Source organism: Variovorax sp. FW305-3-2-15-B-LB1 (assembly GCF_058787635.1).
Map to the genome: position 1 here is coordinate 56,715 of NZ_JBYSZY010000014.1, position 18,773 is coordinate 75,487.

General features: G+C 67.8%; 19 protein-coding genes and 1 tRNA gene. 12 read left to right on the plus strand and 8 right to left on the minus strand.

Features of this window, described 5'->3' with window-relative positions; all coding sequences use genetic code 11:
* Positions 1 to 3 precede the first annotated feature (3 nt).
* The 4 genes from dapE (at position 4) to AC3WQR_RS11455 (ending at position 4,809) form a co-directional block, all read left to right on the plus strand.
* Positions 4 to 1,182, plus strand: a complete 1,179-nt coding sequence (gene dapE, locus AC3WQR_RS11440) for a succinyl-diaminopimelate desuccinylase (RefSeq protein WP_492742092.1) — start codon at positions 4 to 6, stop codon at positions 1,180 to 1,182.
* Entirely contained in the window at positions 1,179 to 2,060 is an 882-nt protein-coding gene (gene prmB, locus AC3WQR_RS11445; RefSeq protein ID WP_492742093.1) for a 50S ribosomal protein L3 N(5)-glutamine methyltransferase, read from the plus strand. The genes dapE and prmB overlap by 4 nt, the downstream gene beginning before the upstream one ends.
* Before the next feature lie 141 nt (positions 2,061 to 2,201).
* Complete coding sequence (locus AC3WQR_RS11450; protein WP_492742094.1) at positions 2,202 to 4,205, plus strand: ABC-F family ATP-binding cassette domain-containing protein; 2,004 nt, start codon at positions 2,202 to 2,204, stop codon at positions 4,203 to 4,205.
* A 91-nt stretch (positions 4,206 to 4,296) separates the two neighbouring features.
* On the plus strand, positions 4,297 to 4,809 hold the full coding sequence (locus tag AC3WQR_RS11455) for a hypothetical protein (RefSeq protein WP_095745424.1): 513 nt from the start codon (positions 4,297 to 4,299) through the stop codon (positions 4,807 to 4,809).
* 16 nt (positions 4,810 to 4,825) lie between these two features.
* On the opposite strand, the gene AC3WQR_RS11460 is transcribed toward AC3WQR_RS11455, so the two are convergent.
* On the minus strand, positions 4,826 to 5,056 hold the full coding sequence (locus AC3WQR_RS11460) for a helix-turn-helix domain-containing protein (RefSeq protein ID WP_062470169.1): 231 nt from the start codon (positions 5,054 to 5,056) through the stop codon (positions 4,826 to 4,828).
* A 70-nt stretch (positions 5,057 to 5,126) separates the two neighbouring features.
* Here AC3WQR_RS11460 and AC3WQR_RS11465 point away from each other — a divergent pair, with 70 nt between their 5' ends.
* The 3 genes from AC3WQR_RS11465 to AC3WQR_RS11475 all read left to right on the plus strand — a co-directional run bounded on the left by AC3WQR_RS11465 (position 5,127) and on the right by AC3WQR_RS11475 (position 7,786).
* Positions 5,127 to 5,852, plus strand: a complete 726-nt coding sequence (locus AC3WQR_RS11465; protein WP_095745425.1) for a helix-turn-helix domain-containing protein — start codon at positions 5,127 to 5,129, stop codon at positions 5,850 to 5,852.
* Between the two features lie 539 nt (positions 5,853 to 6,391).
* On the plus strand, positions 6,392 to 6,625 hold the full coding sequence (locus AC3WQR_RS11470; RefSeq protein WP_062470163.1) for a hypothetical protein: 234 nt from the start codon (positions 6,392 to 6,394) through the stop codon (positions 6,623 to 6,625).
* A 102-nt stretch (positions 6,626 to 6,727) separates the two neighbouring features.
* Complete coding sequence (locus AC3WQR_RS11475; protein ID WP_307692896.1) at positions 6,728 to 7,786, plus strand: asparaginase; 1,059 nt, start codon at positions 6,728 to 6,730, stop codon at positions 7,784 to 7,786.
* Positions 7,787 to 7,801: 15 nt separating this feature from the next.
* Here AC3WQR_RS11475 and AC3WQR_RS11480 read toward each other — a convergent pair whose 3' ends face one another.
* Positions 7,802 to 8,704 (minus strand): LysR family transcriptional regulator, encoded by a 903-nt coding sequence (locus tag AC3WQR_RS11480; protein ID WP_492742095.1) that lies wholly within the window; start codon positions 8,702 to 8,704, stop codon positions 7,802 to 7,804.
* A 121-nt stretch (positions 8,705 to 8,825) separates the two neighbouring features.
* Between AC3WQR_RS11480 and AC3WQR_RS11485 the strand changes: the two genes are divergently transcribed.
* Positions 8,826 to 9,533, plus strand: a complete 708-nt coding sequence (locus AC3WQR_RS11485; RefSeq protein WP_492742096.1) for a type 1 glutamine amidotransferase domain-containing protein — start codon at positions 8,826 to 8,828, stop codon at positions 9,531 to 9,533.
* Positions 9,534 to 9,548: 15 nt separating this feature from the next.
* Complete coding sequence (locus AC3WQR_RS11490; protein WP_492742097.1) at positions 9,549 to 10,406, plus strand: type 1 glutamine amidotransferase domain-containing protein; 858 nt, start codon at positions 9,549 to 9,551, stop codon at positions 10,404 to 10,406.
* 77 nt (positions 10,407 to 10,483) lie between these two features.
* Here the strand turns inward: AC3WQR_RS11490 and AC3WQR_RS11495 are convergent.
* From AC3WQR_RS11495 to tolB, 5 genes are all read right to left on the minus strand, one after another.
* Positions 10,484 to 10,559, minus strand: a tRNA-Lys gene (locus tag AC3WQR_RS11495).
* Between the two features lie 51 nt (positions 10,560 to 10,610).
* Positions 10,611 to 11,429 (minus strand): tRNA threonylcarbamoyladenosine dehydratase, encoded by an 819-nt coding sequence (locus tag AC3WQR_RS11500; RefSeq protein ID WP_492742098.1) that lies wholly within the window; start codon positions 11,427 to 11,429, stop codon positions 10,611 to 10,613.
* Between the two features lie 80 nt (positions 11,430 to 11,509).
* Entirely contained in the window at positions 11,510 to 12,262 is a 753-nt protein-coding gene (gene ybgF / locus AC3WQR_RS11505) for a tol-pal system protein YbgF (RefSeq protein ID WP_062470144.1), read from the minus strand.
* Complete coding sequence (gene pal / locus AC3WQR_RS11510) at positions 12,262 to 12,780, minus strand: peptidoglycan-associated lipoprotein Pal (protein ID WP_062470142.1); 519 nt, start codon at positions 12,778 to 12,780, stop codon at positions 12,262 to 12,264. Before pal ends, ybgF begins: the two co-directional genes overlap by 1 nt.
* Before the next feature lie 36 nt (positions 12,781 to 12,816).
* Complete coding sequence (gene tolB, locus AC3WQR_RS11515) at positions 12,817 to 14,133, minus strand: Tol-Pal system beta propeller repeat protein TolB (RefSeq protein ID WP_095745431.1); 1,317 nt, start codon at positions 14,131 to 14,133, stop codon at positions 12,817 to 12,819.
* Between the two features lie 163 nt (positions 14,134 to 14,296).
* On the opposite strand from tolB, the gene msbA reads away from it, so the two are divergent.
* Positions 14,297 to 16,081 carry a lipid A export permease/ATP-binding protein MsbA gene (gene msbA, locus AC3WQR_RS11520; protein WP_489061301.1) on the plus strand — a complete coding sequence of 595 codons (1,785 nt, stop codon included), beginning with the start codon at positions 14,297 to 14,299 and terminating at the stop codon, positions 16,079 to 16,081.
* 6 nt (positions 16,082 to 16,087) lie between these two features.
* Here msbA and AC3WQR_RS11525 read toward each other — a convergent pair whose 3' ends face one another.
* Positions 16,088 to 16,849: a GntR family transcriptional regulator gene (locus AC3WQR_RS11525; protein WP_095745433.1), complete on the minus strand. Its 762-nt coding sequence runs from the start codon at positions 16,847 to 16,849 to the stop codon at positions 16,088 to 16,090.
* Positions 16,850 to 16,948: 99 nt separating this feature from the next.
* On the opposite strand from AC3WQR_RS11525, the gene AC3WQR_RS11530 reads away from it, so the two are divergent.
* Both AC3WQR_RS11530 and kce read left to right on the plus strand, forming a co-directional pair.
* A complete protein-coding gene (locus tag AC3WQR_RS11530; RefSeq protein WP_492742099.1) occupies positions 16,949 to 17,731 on the plus strand; it encodes an SDR family oxidoreductase in 783 nt (260 codons plus the stop codon).
* Between the two features lie 47 nt (positions 17,732 to 17,778).
* A complete protein-coding gene (gene kce, locus AC3WQR_RS11535) occupies positions 17,779 to 18,711 on the plus strand; it encodes a 3,5-dioxohexanoate:acetyl-CoA acetone transferase (protein WP_492742100.1) in 933 nt (310 codons plus the stop codon).
* Positions 18,712 to 18,773: the final 62 nt, after the last annotated feature.

Here is an 18,773-nt window from a genome sequence, read left to right on the forward strand (position 1 = left end):
TCGATGTCCCGTACGCTCCAGCTCGCCGAACAACTGATCTCGCGCCCTTCCGTCACCCCCGACGACGCGGGTTGCCAACAGATCCTGGGCGAACGCCTCGCCGCGCTGGGCTTCACGCTGGAAACCATCGAGAGCGGCCCGGCCGATTTCCGGGTCACCAACCTCTGGGCCGTGCGCCGCCCCACCAACGGCAAGGCGACCAAGACGCTGGTCTTCGCCGGCCACACCGACGTGGTGCCCACCGGCCCGCTCGACCAGTGGAGCAGCCACCCGTTCACGCCCACGCACCGCGACGGCAAGCTCTACGGCCGCGGCGCCTGCGACATGAAGACCTCGGTCGCGGCCTTCGTGACCTCCATCGAAGAATTCCTGCAGGGCGAGCCCGACCCGGCGCTCACGCTGGCCCTGCTGCTGACCAGCGACGAGGAAGGCCCGGGCGTCGACGGCACCGTGATCGTCTGCAACGCACTGGCCGCACGCGGTGAGACCATCGACTACTGCATCGTCGGCGAGCCCACCTCGGTCGCACGCTGCGGCGACATGATCAAGAACGGCCGCCGCGGCACCATGAGCGGCAAGCTCACGGTGAACGGCGTGCAGGGCCACATCGCCTACCCGCACCTGGCGAAGAACCCGGTTCACGCGGTGGCGCCCGCGCTGGCCGAACTGGTGGCGATCAACGCCGCCGGTGGCTGGGACGCGCAGAGCAACCCCTACTTCCAGCCCACCAGCTGGCAGATCAGCAATTTCCACGCGGGCACCGGCGCGAGCAACGTGATTCCGGGCAGCGCGGTGATCGACTTCAACTTCCGCTTCTCGACCGAATCGACGCCCGAATCGCTGCAGCAGCGCGTGCACGCCGTGCTCGACGCGCACGGCGTCGACTGCACGCTGACCTGGACCGTCGGCGGCCTGCCCTTCCTGACCACGCCGGGCGAACTCGTCACGGCGGTGCAGGCGGCGGTCCGCGAAGAAACCGGCCTGGACACCGAGCTGTCGACCAGCGGCGGCACCAGCGACGCGCGCTTCATCGCCAAGATCTGCAAGCAGGTGGTCGAATGCGGCCCGGTGAATGCCAGCATCCACAAGATCGACGAGCACATCGAGGTGGCCGAGATCGAGACGCTGAAGAACATCTACCTGCGCACGCTGCGCGGGCTCGACGCGGCGCTTGCTCAATGAGCACCGTCATCGAACTGATCGAAGCCGGCGCCAAGCGGCTCGAAGACGCCGGTGTGGCCTTCGGCCACGGCACCGCCAACGCCTTCGACGAAGCCGCCTGGCTCGTGCTGTGGCGCCTGAAGCAGCCGCTGGACGACCTCGACGCCGTGGCCGACACCCCCGTGTCGCCGGCCGACGCCGCCAAGGTGGTGGCCCTCATCGACGAGCGCATCGCCACGCGCAAGCCCGCCGCCTACCTCACGAAAGAGGCGTGGCTGCAAGGCGTGCCGTTCTACGTGGACGAGCGCGCCATCGTGCCGCGCAGCTTCATTGCCGAGCTCATCGCCGACGGCAGCATCGACTACTGGCTGGGCGAACACACGCAGCGCGTGCTCGACCTGTGCACCGGCAACGGCAGCCTCGCGGTGCTCGCGGCGCTCACCTACCCGGATGTGACAGTGGACGCGGCCGACCTGTCGGTGCAAGCGCTCGAAGTGGCCGCCATCAACGTCACGCGCCATGCGCTCGACGCCCGCGTCAAGTTGATCGAATCGGACGGCCTGAAGAACGTGCCCGGCACGTACGACCTCGTGCTGTGCAACCCGCCCTACGTGAACAGCGCCAGCATGGCCGCGCTGCCCGCCGAATACCGCGCCGAGCCCGAACTGGCGCTGGCCGGCGGCACCGACGGCATGGATTTCGTGCGCCAGCTGTTCACCGACGCGCCCGCCCGCATGAGCGAGCAGGCCGTGCTGGTGCTGGAAATCGGCAACGAGCGCGATTATTTCGAGACGGCATTTCCGCAGCTCGAGGTGGTCTGGCTCGAAACCTCGGCCGGTGAAGACCAGGTGTTGCTGGTCACCCGGACGGCGCTGCTGGCCGGCGCCGGCGTGCGTTAGCGACGCCCGCCGCCCCCGCTTCACCGCCTTGCACGCAGCCTCCGGGCTGCGCCCCCTTTCATCGGGCGATGTCCGCCTTTGCCCCTTCGCGCCGGCTCGCTGAAGGTCGGACGGGATAATCCCCCCTACGGTTCCTATTTCATGATTACTCTCAAAAACGTCATTCTTCGCCGCAGCGCCAAGAAACTGCTGGACGGCGCCACCGTCAATCTCAACCCCGGCGAAAAGGTCGGCCTGGTGGGACGCAACGGCGCCGGCAAGTCGTCGCTGTTCGCGCTGTTCAACGGCACGCTGCACGAAGACGGCGGCGACTTCTACATTCCCAAGCAGTGGCGCATGGCCCAGGTGGCACAGGACATGCCCGAGACCGAGGAGTCGGCCACCGACTTCGTGGTGGGCGGCGACACCCGCCTGACCGAGCTGCGCGCCACGCTGGCCGCCATCGAGGCGGCCTACGCCGAGAACCCCGACGACGCCGACATCGGCATGGAACTGGCCCACGCCTACACCGACCTGGCCGATGCCGGCGAGCACGACGCCGTGCCGCGCGCACAGGCGCTGGTGCTGGGGCTGGGCTTCAAGTCGCACGAGCTCGACGAGCCCGTCAACAGCTTCTCGGGCGGCTGGCGCATGCGCCTGCAGCTGGCCCGCGCGCTGATGTGCCCGAGCGACCTGCTGCTGCTCGACGAACCGACCAACCACCTGGACTTGGACGCCCTGGTGTGGCTCGAAGCCTGGCTGCAGAAGTACCCCGGCACCATGATCGTCATCAGCCACGACCGCGAGTTTCTCGACGCCGTGACCGACGTCACCCTGCACATCGCCAACGCGCAGCTCACGCGCTATGGCGGCAACTACAGCAAGTTCGAGGACATGCGCGCGCTGCAGATGGAGCAGCAGCAGGTGGCCTTCAGCAAGCAGCAGGACAAGATCGCCCACCTGCAGAAGTTCATCGACCGCTTCAAGGCCAAGGCCAGCAAGGCCAAGCAGGCGCAAAGCCGCGTCAAGGCGCTGGAGCGCATGGAAAAGGTGGCGCCGCTGCTGGCCGAGGCCGACTTCACCTTCGAGTTCAAGGAGCCGGGCAACATCCCGAACCCGATGCTCTCGATCGACAACGCGAGCTTCGGCTACGAGGTTGAAGGCGAAGCGCCCAAGACCATCCTGCGCGGCGTGAGCCGCTCGGTGCTGGCGGGCCAGCGCATCGGCATCCTGGGCGCCAACGGCCAGGGCAAGTCGACGCTGGTGAAGACCATTGCGCGCGAAATGGGCGCGCTGGCCGGCCAGGTCACCGAAGGCAAGGGCCTGAACATCGGCTACTTCGCGCAGCAGGAACTCGACGTGCTGCGCCCGCAGGACAACCCGCTGGAGCACATGGTGCGTATGGCGCGCGAACTGGGCAGCAATGCCAAGGAAGCCACCGGCGAGCAGGCCCTGCGCGGCTTCCTGGGCAGCTTCAACTTCAGCGGCGACATGGTCAAGCAGCCGGTGGGCACCATGAGCGGCGGCGAAAAGGCCCGCCTCGTGCTCGCGATGATGGTCTGGCAGCGCCCCAACCTGCTGCTGCTGGACGAGCCCACCAACCACCTGGACCTGGCCACCCGCGAGGCCCTGGCCGTGGCGCTCAACGAGTTCGAAGGCACGCTGATGCTGGTGAGCCACGACCGTGCGCTGCTGCGTTCGGTGTGCGACGAGTTCTGGCTCGTGGGCCGCGGCGTCGTCACCGACTTCGACGGCGACCTGGACGACTACCAGCGCTACCTGCTCGACGAATCCAAGCGCCTGCGCGAAGAGGCCAAGGTGGCCGTGCGCGAGGCGGACGCCGTGGCGGCGGCTGCTGCGGCCGCCGCAGCTGCTGCGCCAGTGAAGAGCAGCAACACCCCCGAGCAGCGCAAGCAGGACGCCCAGGAGCGCCAGCAGCGCAGCGAGCAGGCCAAGCCGCTGAAGAAGGAGATCGCGAAGATCGACGAGCGCATGGCCTCGGCCAGCACCGAGCGCAGCACGCTCGAGGCCCGGCTGGCCGAACCGCTGCCGCCCGCCGAGATCGCCGACGCCGGCAAGCGGCTGAAGGCGCTCAACGACGAGATCGCGCAGCTGGAAGAGCGCTGGCTGGCGCTGTCCGACCAGCTCGAAGCGCTGGCGGCCTAAGCCCCCTGCCCGCGCGCGGCTGGCAACCCGCCGGCCGGTTCGGGCCGGGTAGCATGGCACGCTCAGGGAACCCGCCAAGGAGCCACGCTGCATGCCTTCTTCGATCGAACTCGCCCGGGGCGATGAAAAACTCATCGCGGCCATCCATCGCAGCCGACGCCTGATCGGCCGCAAGGCCCTCATGGCCGCCGCCGCCAGCGCCATTCCGCTGCCCGGCGTCGACTGGATGGCCGACGCGGCGCTGCTCTCGCGCCTCGTGCCGCAGATCAGCGCCGAGTTCGGCCTCTCGGTCACCCAGGTCGAAAAGCTCGCGCCGCACCAGCGCGAGCGCATCCAGAAGGCCGCGACCACGCTGGGCGCCTTGCTTGTGGGGCGGCTCGTCACGCGCGAGCTGCTCATGAAGCTGGCCCGGCACGCCGGCATCCGCCTCACCGCCAAGCAGGCCACCAAGTACGTGCCCATCGCCGGGCAGGTCGTGTCGGCCGCGCTCGGCTATGCCGCGCTGCGCGCGCTGGGCGAACAGCACATCAAGGACTGCGTGCGCGTGAGCACCACGCTGGCCCTGACGCCGCCCGAGCCCGCCGAACGGCTCAAGCCGGCCTGATCCGGCCACTTCCGGGTCAGTCGCCAGCTGGCGGCGGCCCGTAGTGCGGGGCCGGCCGCAGCGCCTCTTCCTTCATGCGCTGCTCGTAGGCGGCCAGCAGCGCGACGTAGTGGCGCGACATCACGTCGCTCACCCGCCCCAGCCCGATCTTGCTGACCGTGGGCTGCGGAATGCCCGTGCGTTCCTGGATCTGCTTTTGCGTCAATCCGAGCGCTCGCAGCGCCTGCACCAATTCGCGTGGCTTCATATCGGTCCTCCCTTTTTTTCCTATTTTAGAGTCCAATACGAATATTCATCTGCGCTTGAATCTCCACCCCATGGAGACTATTGCTTCACGTGCTCTGGCCGCACGCAAATTCGCCAAGATGACGCAGAAGCAGGCCGAGGCCGCTTCGGGCGTCAAGCAGTCGAGCATCTCGAAGATCGAGCGTGGCGACACCAGCCGGTCGATGAGCGTGCTCGCCCTGGCACGCGCCTACCGCGCCGACCCCAACTGGCTCGACACCGGCGACGGCCCGGCCCCGTGGGACGAAGTGCAGATCCGCCTGGCACGCGACAACGCCCACGAGCCGCCCGGCCCCTACCGCGTCACCCGCATCGCGCCCATCGGCCCGGCCTTCGCACCGCAGACGCCCGGCACCGTGCCGCTGATCTCGTGGGAGCAGGCCGGCGAATGGCGCGGTGCCGAATCGCCGCCCCGGCCCACGCTGGCCGAACGCTGGATTCCCTGCATCGCGCACCACAGCGCCGGCACCTACGCGCTGCGCGTGCGCGGCGACAGCATGACCTCCCCGCACGGGCACCTGAAGAGCTACCCGGCCGGATCGATCGTCTTCGTCGACCCGCAGCACACCACGCCCGACGACGGCGAGCGCGTGGTCGCCAAGCTCGACGACGACATCCGTGGCGAAGTCACCTTCAAGGTCTACAAGGAAGACGCGGGCCGCCGCTGGCTGCTGCCGCTGAACCCCGCGCACGAGGCCGTGCGCGTGCCCTTCACCGTGCTGGGCACCGTGATCGGCAAGTGGGAAGACGAAGACTGAAGGCCCAAAGGGCCTCTTTTCGCGAGGTCAGGTTGCGTACAGATTCGCCGGGCACAGTGAGGTTTCTCCCGGTGGCTTGCACCTCTGATCCTCCCTCCTCCAGCAAGTCACCTTCCAGCCCGCCCTCGTGCGGGCTGTTTTTTGCCTGCACCGCTGCGCGCCGGGCAAAGGCTTTTGATGGGGTCGATTCTTTCTGGTATATAATTCGCGGTTGCCCGAAATGATCGGCCATTTGCCTGGCCAGGCAAGCTGAATCTCATACCAGCGCGTCGAAGTCATAGCGACGAGAAAAACAACAATGACTTCCGCAAACGAATCTTTGCCGTAGCGTGGACCGCGTAAGAGTTCACGACCACATTCCGACAAAAGCCCTCCTCGCGAGGGCTTTTTCATTTCTGCGCGCCAGCGCCTCCGAGGCGTCCGCCTTCCGTCAACCCCTCTTCTTTCCTACACGGTGTAACGGAATGCGACCTACGCAGTACCACGCGGGCCCAAGAGACGATTCGTTCACTGTCAGCACAGGGAACAAAGGGAATCACATGAGCCTCAGGGACATCCGCGAACGCTACGGCGTCAGCTTCGAAAGAGGAGCCCGCGTCATCTGCGGCGGCCGGCTCGGCACCGTCGCCGGCGCGAGCAGTTCGCACATCCGCATCAAGTTCGACGGGCGCCAGATCAGCAGCCCGTGCGACCCCCTGGAGGTTCAGCCCTGCCACGAAGGCGCCGTGAACCTCTCGCCGCAGACCACGCAAGACTGGCACGCCCCGGCGTAGCCCTGCCTGCGTGCCCGACGGGGCACATCTTCCTTGGCGTCCACGGTGTGGCGCAGCCGTCGCGTAGCATCGGCGCGCACCCTCACACCGCCAAGGAAACCCATGAAGACACTGAAGAGGACACTGGCACTCGCGACGATCGGCCTGGCAGCAGTGGCCACGTCGGCGCAGGCGCAGACCCGACCCGTCGTGCAGTTCATCGCCACGGGCGGCACCATCGCGATGAAGGTCGACCCTGTCACCAAGGGCGTGGTGCCCGCGATCTCGGGCGACGACCTGATGCAGACGGTGCCCGACGCCGGCAAGTACGCGACCATCGAGGTCAACAACTTCTCGGCCATGTCGTCCAACTACATCGAGGCGAAATGGTGGACGCGCCTGACCAAGGCGGTCGACGATGCGCTCGCGCGCCCCGAGGTGGCCGGCGTGGTCATCGCGCACGGCACCGACACCATGGAAGAAACGGCCTACTGGCTGGACCTGACCGTCAAGTCCGACAAGCCGGTGATCCTGATCGGCGCGCAGCGCAATGCCTCGTCGCCCGACTTCGACGGCCCGCGCAACCTGCTCAACGCCATCCGCATCGCCACCACGCCCGAAGCGCGCGGCAAGGGCGTGATGCTGGCGATGAACAACCAGATCAACGCGGCGCGCAACGTCACCAAGACGCACACCGCCAACGTCGAGACCTTCAATTCGGGCGACTTCGGTTTCCTGGGCGAGGTGTGGGACGACAAGGTCGTCTTCACGCGCGCGCCGCTGCGCCGCCAGCACATCGACATCGGCAGCGCAGAGATGCCGCGCGTGGAAATCGTCGCCATGTTCGGCGGCGCCGACGGCTCGCTCATGCGCTACGCCGTCGACCAGGGTGCCAAGGGCATCGTGGTGCAGGCGGTGGGCATGGGCAACATGAACGTCTCGATGTTCGAGGCGCTCAAGTACGCGCTGTCGAAAGGCGTGCCGGTGGTCGTCTCCACGCGCGTGCACAACGGCCGCACGCGACCGGTCTACGGCTTCGTGGGCGGCGGCAAGACCAGCGACGAGGCCGGCGCCGTGATGGCGGGCGACCTGAGCCCGCAGAAGGCACGCCTGCTGCTGATGCTCCAGCTGCACCGCGGCGTCACGAGCAAGGCCGAGCTGCAGGCCGCGTTCGACCGCTGAGCCCCGCGCACCGTGTCAGGCCGGCGCGCCGGCCAACGCATCGATCAGGGCGCGCGAGGCGGACGACAGCCGCCGGTGCGGCGCATAAATCACCGACACCGGCCGCGAACGCCCGCACGCCGGCGCCAGCACCTCCACCGCGCGGCCCTGCACGAACAGCGGGCGCGCGATGAAGTCGTAGGTCTGGCAGATCCCGAGCCCGCTCAGCGCGAGCGCAACCACGCCCAGCACATCGTCCGACACCTGGAGGCTGCCGTGCGGCGTCCAGTCCACGTCGCGCCCGTCCTCCTGAAGAATCCACGGCGCCACGCGGCCGGTGCTGGGCATCACGAAAGGCAGGCAGGCGTGCTGCGCGAGGTCGCCGATGCGCGCCGGCACGCCTGCGCGCGCGATGTAGTCCGGCGCGGCCAGCAGGCACATCGGCGCGTCCTCGAGCTTGCGCCCGACCAGGCCGCTGTCGGGCAACGGACCCATGCGGATCGCGAGGTCGTAGCCCTCGGCCACGAGGTCGACGTTGCGGTTGGTGATGTTCAGCTCCACGCGCACCTGCGGGTGGCGGGTGCAGAAAGGCTGCAACAGCGCCGGCAGCCGGTGATGGGCGTAGGTGGTGGGCACGCTCAGGCGCACGCTGCCGGTGAGCTCGTCGCCCTGCCCCTGCATCGCGCGCTCGGCATGGTCGATGAGCGCGAAGGCCGCACGCGACTGCTCCAGGTACAGCCGGCCCTGCTCGGTGAGGCTCAGGCGCCGCGTCGTGCGGCGCAGCAGCTGCACGCCCAGCCGCGCCTCCAGACGCGTGATGGCGCGGCTGAGCACCGAGGGCGTCGTCGCCAGCGCCACGGCACCGGCCGTCATCGAGCCCTTCTCGACCACGGTGACGAAGGTTTCCACATCCCCGAGGTGATCGAATCGGCGGCTCATCTTGGCTCCTGAAGAACAAATGTTTTCCTGACTGGCCAGTTTATCGCCGGCGGGGCAATCAATACATTCGATCTCAAGGGCCACAGGGCCCGGCCTCTTCACCCTTTTCCAGGAGCTACAGATGACTTCCACCACCACCGCCCCGTCGATCCGCCCCGTGCTCATGGTGCTCACCAGCCACGGCACCAAGGGCGCCACCAGCGGCGAGCCGACGGGCTTCTACCTCGGCGAACTGACCCACCCGCTGGCCGAGCTCGAAGCGGCCGGCATTGCGTTCGAACTCGCGTCCATCCAGGGCGGCGAACCGCCGGTCGATGGCCTGGACCTCGGCGATGCGGTCAATGCGCGCTACTGGAACGACAGCGGCTTTCGCGACGCCCTGCGCCACACGCAGCGCCTGGGCGATGTCGACGCCTCGAAGTACAGCGCGATCTTCTTTGCCGGCGGACACGGCGCGATGTGGGACTTTCCAACCAGCCCCGACGCAGCGCGCGTGACCCGCGAGGTCTACGAAGCGGGCGGCGTGGTGGGCGCGGTGTGCCATGGCCCCGCGGCGCTGGTCAACGTGACGCTGGGCAACGGCGCCTACCTGGTCGCGGGCAAGAACCTCAGCGCCTTCACCGACGACGAAGAACGCGCCGTCGGCCTCGCGCAGACCGTGCCCTTCCTGCTGGCCACCACGCTCGTGCAACGCGGCGCGCACCACCACCCGGCGCCCGACTGGACGGCCCAGGTCGTGGTCGACGGCCGGCTCGTCACGGGGCAGAACCCGCAGTCGGCCGCGGGCGTCGGTGCGGCGATGCGCGAACTGCTGCTGCGCCAGAACTGAAAGGAAAGAACGTCCATGAACGCTCTTCACAAACTCGCCGCCGTCGCGACCCTCGGCATGGCCGCGCTCGGCGCGCAGGCTGCCAACGTGCTGGTCGTGCTCTCGGATGCCGACCACCTCGACCTGAAGGACGGCAAGGTCTTCGCCACCGGCTTCTATCTGAACGAACTGATGCAGCCGGTGAAGCTGCTGCTCGACGCCGGCCACCAGCTGACCTTCGCCACGCCGCAGGGCAACGCGCCCACCGTGGACGCATCGTCAGTCGACAAGATGTATTTCGATGGCGACGAAGCCGCCCTCAAACAGCACAAGGCGTTGCTCGACAAATTGAAGCTCACCTCGCGCACGGACTCGCCGGTGATCAGCCTGTCGCGCGTGGCGCAGATCGGCTACGCCCGCTTCGATGCCGTCTACGTGCCGGGCGGCCATGCGCCCATGCAGGACCTGCTGACCAGCCCTGCGCTGGGTCGGTTGCTCGCGGACTTTCATGCGCGCCACAAGACCACGGCCCTCGTGTGCCACGGCCCGATCGCACTGCTCTCGACCTTGCCCGATGCACAGGGCTTCACCAACCGGCTCGCGGCCGGCGGCACGGTCGAGCAACGCCCGGACTGGATCTACGCCGGCTACCGCATGACCGTGATCAGCAACCAGGAAGAGGAGCTTGCCAAGGCGGCGCTGCAGGGCGGCACGATGAAGTTCTATCCGCAGACCGCGCTGCAGCAGGCCGGCGGTGCCTACAGCAGCAACCGGGCGCCGTTCACGCCGAACGTGGTGATGGACCGCGAGCTCATCACCGGGCAGAACCCGGCGTCGGCGATCGGTGTGGGGCGCGAACTGCTCAAGCGGCTCAGGCAACAGCCGGCGTCCTGACGCGGTCCTGGCGTCGAACCCAAGAAAAAAGCCAGCTGTCGGGTGACAGCTGGCTTTTCATGTTTCGCATGGCTCGGTGGTAGGACGTACTGGATTCGAACCAGTGACCAACGGATTAAAAGTCCGCTGCTCTACCAACTGAGCTAACGTCCCGGAACCATTTTTCTTGCTTCTTGCCGACGTTGAATCCAGCAAAGCCTTGGATTATAGCGTGGTGTTTCTCGCAATTTCGTCGAGCACCCACCCTGCCGCACATTGACCGAAGGTGGCGGTCACGCTGACCACCGATCCGTAGCCGTGGCAGTTGAGCGAACCGTCGCCCGCATCGATCTGGCAGGACGCATCGGGCGGTGCCACGCTCTCGCGGCTGAACACGCAGGCCAGGCCGATCTTGCGGCCTTCGCGCGGCGCGCCGTGCAGCTTGCGCAGCCGCTGGCGAAGCTGGGCCAGCAGCGGGTCGTGGGTGACGAGCGACAGGTCGTCGATGTCGACCTTGTGCGCCTGTCGCTTGCCGCCCGCCGCGCCGACCGTGATGAACGCGGTGCTGCGCGACACGGTGCGCGCCCAGGCGGCCATGGCGAGCTTGGCCTTCACCTGGTCGCAGGCATCGATGACCGCGTGCACCGGCCCGTGGGCGGCCTGCGCGGTCTCGAGCAGCGACGCCCAGTTGTCGGGCTCGACGAACTCGTCGATGGCGAGCACCTGGCAGTCGGGGTTGATCTGCGCGATGCGCTCACGCATGGCCTCGACCTTGGCCTGCCCGACGGTCGAGTCGAGCGCGTGGATCTGGCGATTGATGTTCGACTCCGACACGTGGTCGAGGTCGATGAGCGTCAGTCGCCCCACTCCGCTGCGCGCCAGCGCCTCGACCGCCCACGAGCCCACGCCGCCGATGCCGACGACGAGTACATGCGCGTGACGGATGCGCGCGGCACCGGCCACGCTGTACAGGCGCTCGAGTCCGCCGAAGCGGCGTGCAAAGTCAGGCGCCGCGGTGTCGGTGAGGACATCCGCGGCGGCCATGGGGAGGGACGAGGCTTCTTCAGCCGAAGGCATCATCGAAGCACTCTCAAGCAGAACACTCCGCCGAAACGGTCATTGCATCAACGCAGGCGCGACAGACGCTCGCGGCCGGCCTGTGCGGCTTCCGACTGCGGGTAGGCCTTGGTCAGGTCTTCCAGCGTGCGGCGTGCGGCGCGCGTGTCCTTCAGTTCGATCTGGCAATTCGCGATCGACAGCACGGCTTCGGGCGCCTTGGCGTGGTCAGGCGCGAGAGAGAGCATCGAGCGGAAATTGGCAATGGCTTCGTTGTAGTTGCGCGTGGCGTACTGCGCATTGCCGAGCCAGAACAGCGCGGACGCGTTGTAGCCGCTTTGCGGGTAGCGCTTCACGAACTCGGCGAAGGCGGTCTGGGCCTGTGCGAACTGGCCCGAGCGGAAGACGCCCAAGGCTGCTTCGAAGTCGGCCTTTTCCTTCGGATCGGCGTTGAACTCGCGCCCGTCGATCGAGACCTTGGAAGGCTCGTTCTGCTTGAGCTTGTCGTCGATCGTGGTCTGGCGCGACTGCATTTCGCTCAGCGTGCGCGTGAGCTGCTCGTTCTGGCCGGTCATGCGTGCCAGTTCGCCGCGCATCTGCTCGATCTGGCTTTGCAGGTCGAGCAGGCTGCGGCGCAGCTGGCCGTTTTCGTCGGCCAGGCGCTGGTCGGTCTGCTGGCGCATGGCTTCGACGCGCTGGCGCAGGTCGAGGATGGCGCGGCGCGCCTCGTCGTCCTCGAACAGCGCCGCCTGCGAGCCGGCCGACGCGCAGAACAAGGCGGCGGCGAGGGCCGCGCCTCGCCACAGGGCACGTGGTTGCATCACCGGGTGTAGCGGATTTCAGCGCGGCGGTTCTGCGCCCACACTTCTTCGCCCGAGCCTTGGGCCGCGGGCTTTTCCTTGCCGAAGCTCACGGCTTCGATCTGGCTGTCGTTCACGCCCAGCAGCGTGAGCGCACGGCGCACGGCTTCGGAACGCTTCTGGCCGAGGGCCAGGTTGTACTCGCGGCCGCCGCGCTCGTCGGTGTGGCCTTCGATCGAGATGCGACGTTGCGTGGCGCCCTTGAGGAAGCGCGCATGGCCATCGATCACCGACTGGAACTCGGGCTTGACCGTGTAGCTGTCGTAGTCGAAGTACACGATGCGTGCCACGCCGACCGGACCTTGCGCCGTGTTGGCGTTCGGGTCGATGGTCACCGGGGCCACGGCGGTTGCGCCGCCTTGCTGGCCGCCGGCCGTGCCGCTGCGGTCGGTGACCGGCGTTTCGTTGAGCTTGGTGCCCGACGAGCAACCGGCGATGAGCGCCACGATGGCGAGCGAATAGATCGTACGTTTCAACATTTGCGAACTCCTCAAGTAAATTTATCTGGTCAATGCTTATTGCTTCTGAAACGGACCCCAGTCCGGTTCACGGATGTCTCCCGCCTGACCCGCGAGGCGGGCCTTGATCTTTCCGTCCAGCGTGGTCGTCATGAGCGCCTCGCGGCCCTGCAGGTGCGTGGCATAGACGATCAGCTTGCTGTTGGGTGCGAAGCTCGGGCTCTCGTCGGCCGTGGTGTCGGTGATCGCGGCGACATTGCCGCTGGCCAACTCCATCACGTGGAGTTTGAACGCACCGCCGACCCGCGAGATGTAGGCCAACCACCGGCCATCGCCGCTGACAGATGGAGAAATGTTGTAGGTGCCGCTGAAGGTGACCCGCGTCGGGTTGCCACCGCTGGCGCTCATCTTGTAGATCTGGGGCGCGCCGCCGCGGTCGCTCACGAAGTAGATCGTGCTGCCGTCGGCCGAGTACACGGGCTCGGTGTCGATGCTCGAGCTCTGGGTCAGGCGGCGCGGTTCGCCGCCGCTGGCCGGGATGGTGTACAGCTGCGAGCCGCCATCGCGGCTGAGCGTGACGGCCAGCGAGCCGCCGTCGGGTGCCCAAGCCGGGGCGCTGTTGGAGCCCTTGAAGTTGGCGAGCAGCCGGCGCTGGCCGCTGGCCACGTTGTGCACGTAGACCACGGGCTTGCGCGACTCGAAGGACACATACGCCAACTGCTGGCCGTTGGACGACCAGCAGGGCGAGATGATCGGCTCGGGGCTGGCGAGCGCAGCCTGCGCGTTCTCGCCGTCGGCATCGGCCACCCACAGCGAATAGCGGCTGCCACCCTTGGTGACGTAGGCGATGCGGGTCGAGAAGATGCCCTTCTCGCCGGTCAGCTTCTCGTACACGTAGTCGGCGATGCGGTGGGCCGCCAGGCGCAGGTCGCCCTGCGGCACGGTGTAGCTCTGGCCGCCGAGGTCGCGGTCTTTCACGACGTCCCACAGGCGAAAGCGCACGTCGTAGCGGCCGTCGCCGAGCCGGCTCACGCTGCCCACCACGAGCGAATCGGCGGTGCGCTGGCGCCACAGGGCGAGGTCGGGGCGCGAGGACTCATCGAGCGCCTGGCCCGAGGCATCGACGCCGCGGAACTGGCCGCTGCGTTCGAGGTCGGCCTGGACGATGTCGGAAATCTTCTGGGGCGAGGCGTCCTGCCCCCGGAAAGGCACGAGCGCGATCGGCAACTGCGTCAGCCCCACGCCCGACACCTCGACCCGGAACTGGGCCATGGCGGGAAGCATGGGAGAGGCAGCAAGGGCCGCGATGAGGCTGCGGCGTGCAATCAACGATGAAGAAGGAGTTGGGGAAAGATCTGGCAACGGCTTGTTCATGCGGTTCGGAGAGGTTTCCGGGTAAAAAGTTTCTCCCCGGCGTTTCACGGGCCACATGTTACACACTGGGTTGAACCCGCCGTCACAAAACGTTTATCCGGCGAAATGGTCCTACAGCCCCTCAAAAAGGCGGTCGGAGCCGCCCCGTAAAATCCGCCGCCATATGCAAGCATCCCCCGGCAGCGAGAGCGCCCGCCCTCCCCTCATGCGCCGGCTGGCGCGACTCATGACCTGGTTCGGCAGTTCGCGCCAATGGTGGGCCGTGGGGCTGATCGGCGCCCTGCTGGCCGCGCTCACCGAGCCGCTCATGGCCGCCCTGCTCAAGCCGCTGCTCGACCGGGGCTTCACGCGCGGCGAGATGCCGCTGTGGTTCATTCCGGCCGCCGTGCTGCTGCTGTTCGCGGTGCGCGGCATCGCGCAGTTCATTTCGCAGTACGCGCTCTCGCGCATCGCCAACGAAGGCATGCAGAAGCTGCGCCGCGTGCTGTTCGAACGGCTGCTCGGCGCCGAGCTGGCGCTGTTCGCGCGGCAGTCGGCCAGTGCGCTGTCGAACACCGTGGTGTACGAGGTGCAGACCGGCGCCATGCTGCTGGTGCAGGCGCTGCTCGGGCTGTCGCGCGACGGCTTCACGCTGATCGCGCTGCTGGGCTACCTGGTCTACCTGAACTGGAAACTCACGCTCATCGTCGCCTTCCTGGTGCCCAGCATCTCCTGGATCATGAAGGTGTTCTCCAAGCGCCTGTACAAGCTCACGCAGCAAGGCCAGCAGGCCACCGACGAGCTTGCCTACGTGGTCGAGGAAAACGTACTGGCCCACCGCGTGGTGCGGCTGCACGGCGCGGAGCAGGCGCAGGAGCGCCGCTTCGAGCAGCTGAGCCAGCGCCTGAACCGCTTGGCCGTGAAATCGACCATCGCCCAGGCCGCCACCACGCCGCTGACGCAGATGATGGCTTCGCTGGCGCTGTCGGTGGTGGTGATGATCGCGCTGTGGCAAAGCGGCAAGCAGGGCTTCACGGTGGGCGGCTTCGTCGCCTACATCACGGCCATGCTGATGCTGATCGCACCGATCCGCCGCCTCGCCGAAGTGGCCGGGCCGATCACGCGCGGGCTGGCCGCCCTCGAGCGCGGCTTGATCCTCATCGACGAGGTCGCACCGGAATCGCAGGGCACCTTCAGCGTCGCGCACGCCCAAGGCCACATCGAGCTGCGCAACGTGCAGGTCAGCTACCGCGGCGACGACGAACAGCGCGCGCTCGACGGCGTGAACCTCGTCATCGAGCCGGGCCAGGTGGTGGCCTTCGTCGGCCCCTCGGGCTCGGGCAAGACCACGCTGGTCAACCTGCTGCCGCGCTTCGTGCAGCCCAGCGGCGGCCAGGTGCTGCTCGACGGCCACGACACCAGCGAATGGCAGCTCAAGAGCCTGCGCGCCCAGTTCGCGATGGTGAGCCAGGACGTGGTCATGCTCAACGACACGCTCGCCGCCAACGTGGCGCTGGGCGGCGACATCGACATCGCGCGCGTGCAGTCCTGCCTCGAGGCGGCCAACCTGAGCGCGCACGTTGAGACCCTGCCGCAGGGCATCGACACCGTGCTGGGCCACAACGCCACGCAGCTGTCGGGCGGCCAGCGCCAGCGGCTGGCGATTGCCCGCGCGCTCTACAAGAACGCGCCCGTGCTGCTGCTCGACGAAGCCACGTCGGCGCTCGACACCGAATCGGAACGGCTGGTGCAGGACGCCCTGCAGCGCCTGATGCAAGGCCGCACCACGCTGATCGTGGCGCACCGCCTGTCGACCATCCAGCATGCCGACCGCATCATCGTGATGGAGCAAGGCCGCATCGCCGAGCAAGGCAGCCACGAGCAGCTCATGGCGAGCGACGGGCTCTATGCACGGCTGCAGACGCTGGCGGTGCGCAGCGCGGCGCCGGGCCAGGACCCGACGCTCTGACGCCCCTCAGCGCGCGGTGCCTGCCGCGCTGCGCGCCTTCTTCGCCGCCGGCGCGGCGTTCTGCGGCGGCAGCGTGCCATCGGACACCAGCACGCCCGTCGACAGGATGAATTCCGCGGCGCTTTCGATGTCGCCCTGCAGCGCGGCACGAGCCTTGGCGCCGTCGCGGCGCTTCAGCGCGGCCAGCAAGGCCGCATGGTGCGACATCGCCACCTTGTCCCCCACGCGGCGCGAGCCGGCCCGCAGGTCGTAGTTGAGGATGGGGCCGATGCGCAGCCACAGCGCCTCGATCATCTGCAACAACACCGGCATGTCGGCGGCGGCGTAGACCGCGAAGTGGAACTCCTTGTTGAAGGTGACGAGCTTCGAGCCGTCCGGGCTCGCCGCATTCATCTCGGCCGCGAACTCGTCGTGCCAGCGCGTGATGTCGCGCAGCGCCACCGCGCCCGACGCCGAGGCCGCCAGCTCCGTGGCCAAACCTTCGAGGTTGGTACGGATGGTGGTGATTTCCTTGAACTGCGCCGCCGTCATCCGGGGCACGCGCAAGGTGCGGCTGGGCGTGAGTTCGAGCGCCTGCTCGGCCACCAGGCGCTGCATCGCCTCGCGCACCGGCATCACGCTCACGCCCAGCGCCTCGGCCGCGCTGCGCAATGAAATCTGCTCGCCCGGCATCATCTGCCCGCTCATCACGAGGTCGCGCAACTGGTCGTAGACGTTGGCACTGAGCGTCTGGCGCTTCAGGGGGGTGACGAGATCGGTGAGGCTCATGCGTCGAAGTATATGGCCGGGGTATTCCCTATGATTTAGATGTGATCACAGATATACGATCCACGTCATTCCGAAATCGACCTCAAGGATCTCTTCAGCATGTGGAACAACAACTCCCTCGCCGGCCGGCGCGTGCTCGTCACCGCCGGTGCCAACGGCATCGGCCTGGACATCGTGCGCAGCTTCGCCGCGGCGGGCGCCAAGGTCTTCGTCTGCGATGTGCAGGCTGCCAGCCTCGACCAGCTGGCGCGTGAGCTGCCCGAGGTGGGCCGCTGCGTCGCCGACGTGTCCAACGAGGACGACGTGGCCCGCCTGTTCGAGGCCGTCGACCGCGAACTCGGCGGCCTCGACGTGCTGGTGAACAACGCCGGCGTGGCCGGCCCCACCGGCCCGGTCGAGACCGTCTCGCTCGCCGACTGGGAACGCACGATGGCCGTCAACGTCACCGGCCAGTTCCTCTGCGTGCGGCTGGCCGTGCCGCGGCTGCGCAAGGGCCGCCTGCCCGCCATCATCAACCTGTCCTCGGCCGCCGGGCACCTGGGCATGCCGGGGCGCTCGCCCTACTCCGCCTCGAAGTGGGCCGTCATCGGCTTCACGAAAACGCTGGCGCTCGAGCTCGGGGCCGACGGCATCCGCGTCAACGCGATCCTGCCCGGCGCGGTCGATGGTCCGCGCATCCGTGCCGTGATCGCCGCCAAGGCCGAGGCGCTGGGCAAGCCGCTCGACGAAGTGACGCGCACCTACACCGCGCAGGCCGCGCTGGGCCGCATGGTGACGGCCACGGACATCGCGAACATGGTGCTGTTCGCCGCCAGCGACCTGGCCGCCAGCGTCACGGGCCAGGAGCTCGTGGTGGACGGCCACACGCAAGCACTGAGCTGATCCGCTCGCACGCCCTTTCTTTCCCTCTTCTTCTTTCCGGACACCTCATGGCCCAACGCCCCAAAGCCATCATCACCTGCGCCCCCACGGGCGCCATCCACACGCCCAGCATGTCGCCGCACCTTCCCGTGACGGCCGACGAAATTGCGCAAGCCTCCATCGAAGCCGCCCGCGCCGGCGCTGCGATCCTGCACCTGCATGCGCGCGACCCGAAGGACGGCCGCCCCTCGCAGGACCCGGACCTGTTCCGCCCCTTCCTCTCGAAGATCAAGGCCGCGACCGACGCGGTGATCAACATCACCACCGGCGGCAGCCCGCACATGAGCGTCGAAGAGCGCATGCGCCCGGCCACCACCTTCAAGCCCGAGCTCGCCTCGCTCAACATGGGCTCGATGAACTTCGGCCTCTTTCCGATGCTGGAGCGCTTCAAGTCCTTCGAGCATGAATGGGAGCGCGAGCACCTGGAGAACAGCCGCAACCTGATCTTCAAGAACACCTTCGCCGACATCGAGAACATCCTCAAGCTCGGCAACGCCAACGGCACGCGTTTCGAGTTCGAGTGCTACGACGTGAGCCACCTCAACAACCTGCGGCACTTCCTGGACCGCGGGCTGGTGCAGGCCCCGGTCTTCGTGCAGACGGTCTTCGGCATCCTGGGCGGTATCGGCGCCGATCCCGAAGACCTGATGCACATGCGCCGCACCGCCGTGCGGCTGTTCGGCGACCGCTTCGAGTGGTCGATCCTCGGCACCGGCCGCAACCAGCTGCCGCTGGCCACCATCGGCGCGGCCATGGGCGCGCATGTGCGCGTCGGGCTCGAAGACTCGCTGTGGATCGGCCCGGGCCGGCTCGCCGCGTCGAGCGCCGAACAGGTGCTGCGCATCCGCGCCGTGCTGGAGGCCCTGAACATCGACATCGCGACACCCGCCGAAGCCCGCGAGATCCTGGGCCTCAAGGGCGCGGCGAACGTCGACTTCTAGCCCTGCGCCAGAACCACTGACCCGACTCGGCCCGGCCCATGACCGGGCCGCATCTGCACGCC

Excerpts from the sequence above, each read along its gene's own strand:
- dapE (WP_492742092.1), top strand. The coding sequence starts at position 4 with ATGTCCCGTACGCTCCAGCTCGCCGAACAACTGATCTCGCGCCCTTCC.
- prmB (WP_492742093.1), top strand. The coding sequence starts at position 1,179 with ATGAGCACCGTCATCGAACTGATCGAAGCCGGCGCCAAGCGGCTCGAA.
- AC3WQR_RS11450 (WP_492742094.1), top strand. The coding sequence starts at position 2,202 with ATGATTACTCTCAAAAACGTCATTCTTCGCCGCAGCGCCAAGAAACTG.
- AC3WQR_RS11455 (WP_095745424.1), top strand. The coding sequence starts at position 4,297 with ATGCCTTCTTCGATCGAACTCGCCCGGGGCGATGAAAAACTCATCGCG.
- AC3WQR_RS11460 (WP_062470169.1), bottom strand. The coding sequence starts at position 5,056 with ATGAAGCCACGCGAATTGGTGCAGGCGCTGCGAGCGCTCGGATTGACG.
- AC3WQR_RS11465 (WP_095745425.1), top strand. The coding sequence starts at position 5,127 with ATGGAGACTATTGCTTCACGTGCTCTGGCCGCACGCAAATTCGCCAAG.
- AC3WQR_RS11470 (WP_062470163.1), top strand. The coding sequence starts at position 6,392 with ATGAGCCTCAGGGACATCCGCGAACGCTACGGCGTCAGCTTCGAAAGA.
- AC3WQR_RS11475 (WP_307692896.1), top strand. The coding sequence starts at position 6,728 with ATGAAGACACTGAAGAGGACACTGGCACTCGCGACGATCGGCCTGGCA.
- AC3WQR_RS11480 (WP_492742095.1), bottom strand. The coding sequence starts at position 8,704 with ATGAGCCGCCGATTCGATCACCTCGGGGATGTGGAAACCTTCGTCACC.
- AC3WQR_RS11485 (WP_492742096.1), top strand. The coding sequence starts at position 8,826 with ATGACTTCCACCACCACCGCCCCGTCGATCCGCCCCGTGCTCATGGTG.
- AC3WQR_RS11490 (WP_492742097.1), top strand. The coding sequence starts at position 9,549 with ATGAACGCTCTTCACAAACTCGCCGCCGTCGCGACCCTCGGCATGGCC.
- AC3WQR_RS11500 (WP_492742098.1), bottom strand. The coding sequence starts at position 11,429 with ATGGCCGCCGCGGATGTCCTCACCGACACCGCGGCGCCTGACTTTGCA.
- ybgF (WP_062470144.1), bottom strand. The coding sequence starts at position 12,262 with ATGCAACCACGTGCCCTGTGGCGAGGCGCGGCCCTCGCCGCCGCCTTG.
- pal (WP_062470142.1), bottom strand. The coding sequence starts at position 12,780 with ATGTTGAAACGTACGATCTATTCGCTCGCCATCGTGGCGCTCATCGCC.
- tolB (WP_095745431.1), bottom strand. The coding sequence starts at position 14,133 with ATGAACAAGCCGTTGCCAGATCTTTCCCCAACTCCTTCTTCATCGTTG.
- msbA (WP_489061301.1), top strand. The coding sequence starts at position 14,297 with ATGCAAGCATCCCCCGGCAGCGAGAGCGCCCGCCCTCCCCTCATGCGC.
- AC3WQR_RS11525 (WP_095745433.1), bottom strand. The coding sequence starts at position 16,849 with ATGAGCCTCACCGATCTCGTCACCCCCCTGAAGCGCCAGACGCTCAGT.
- AC3WQR_RS11530 (WP_492742099.1), top strand. The coding sequence starts at position 16,949 with ATGTGGAACAACAACTCCCTCGCCGGCCGGCGCGTGCTCGTCACCGCC.
- kce (WP_492742100.1), top strand. The coding sequence starts at position 17,779 with ATGGCCCAACGCCCCAAAGCCATCATCACCTGCGCCCCCACGGGCGCC.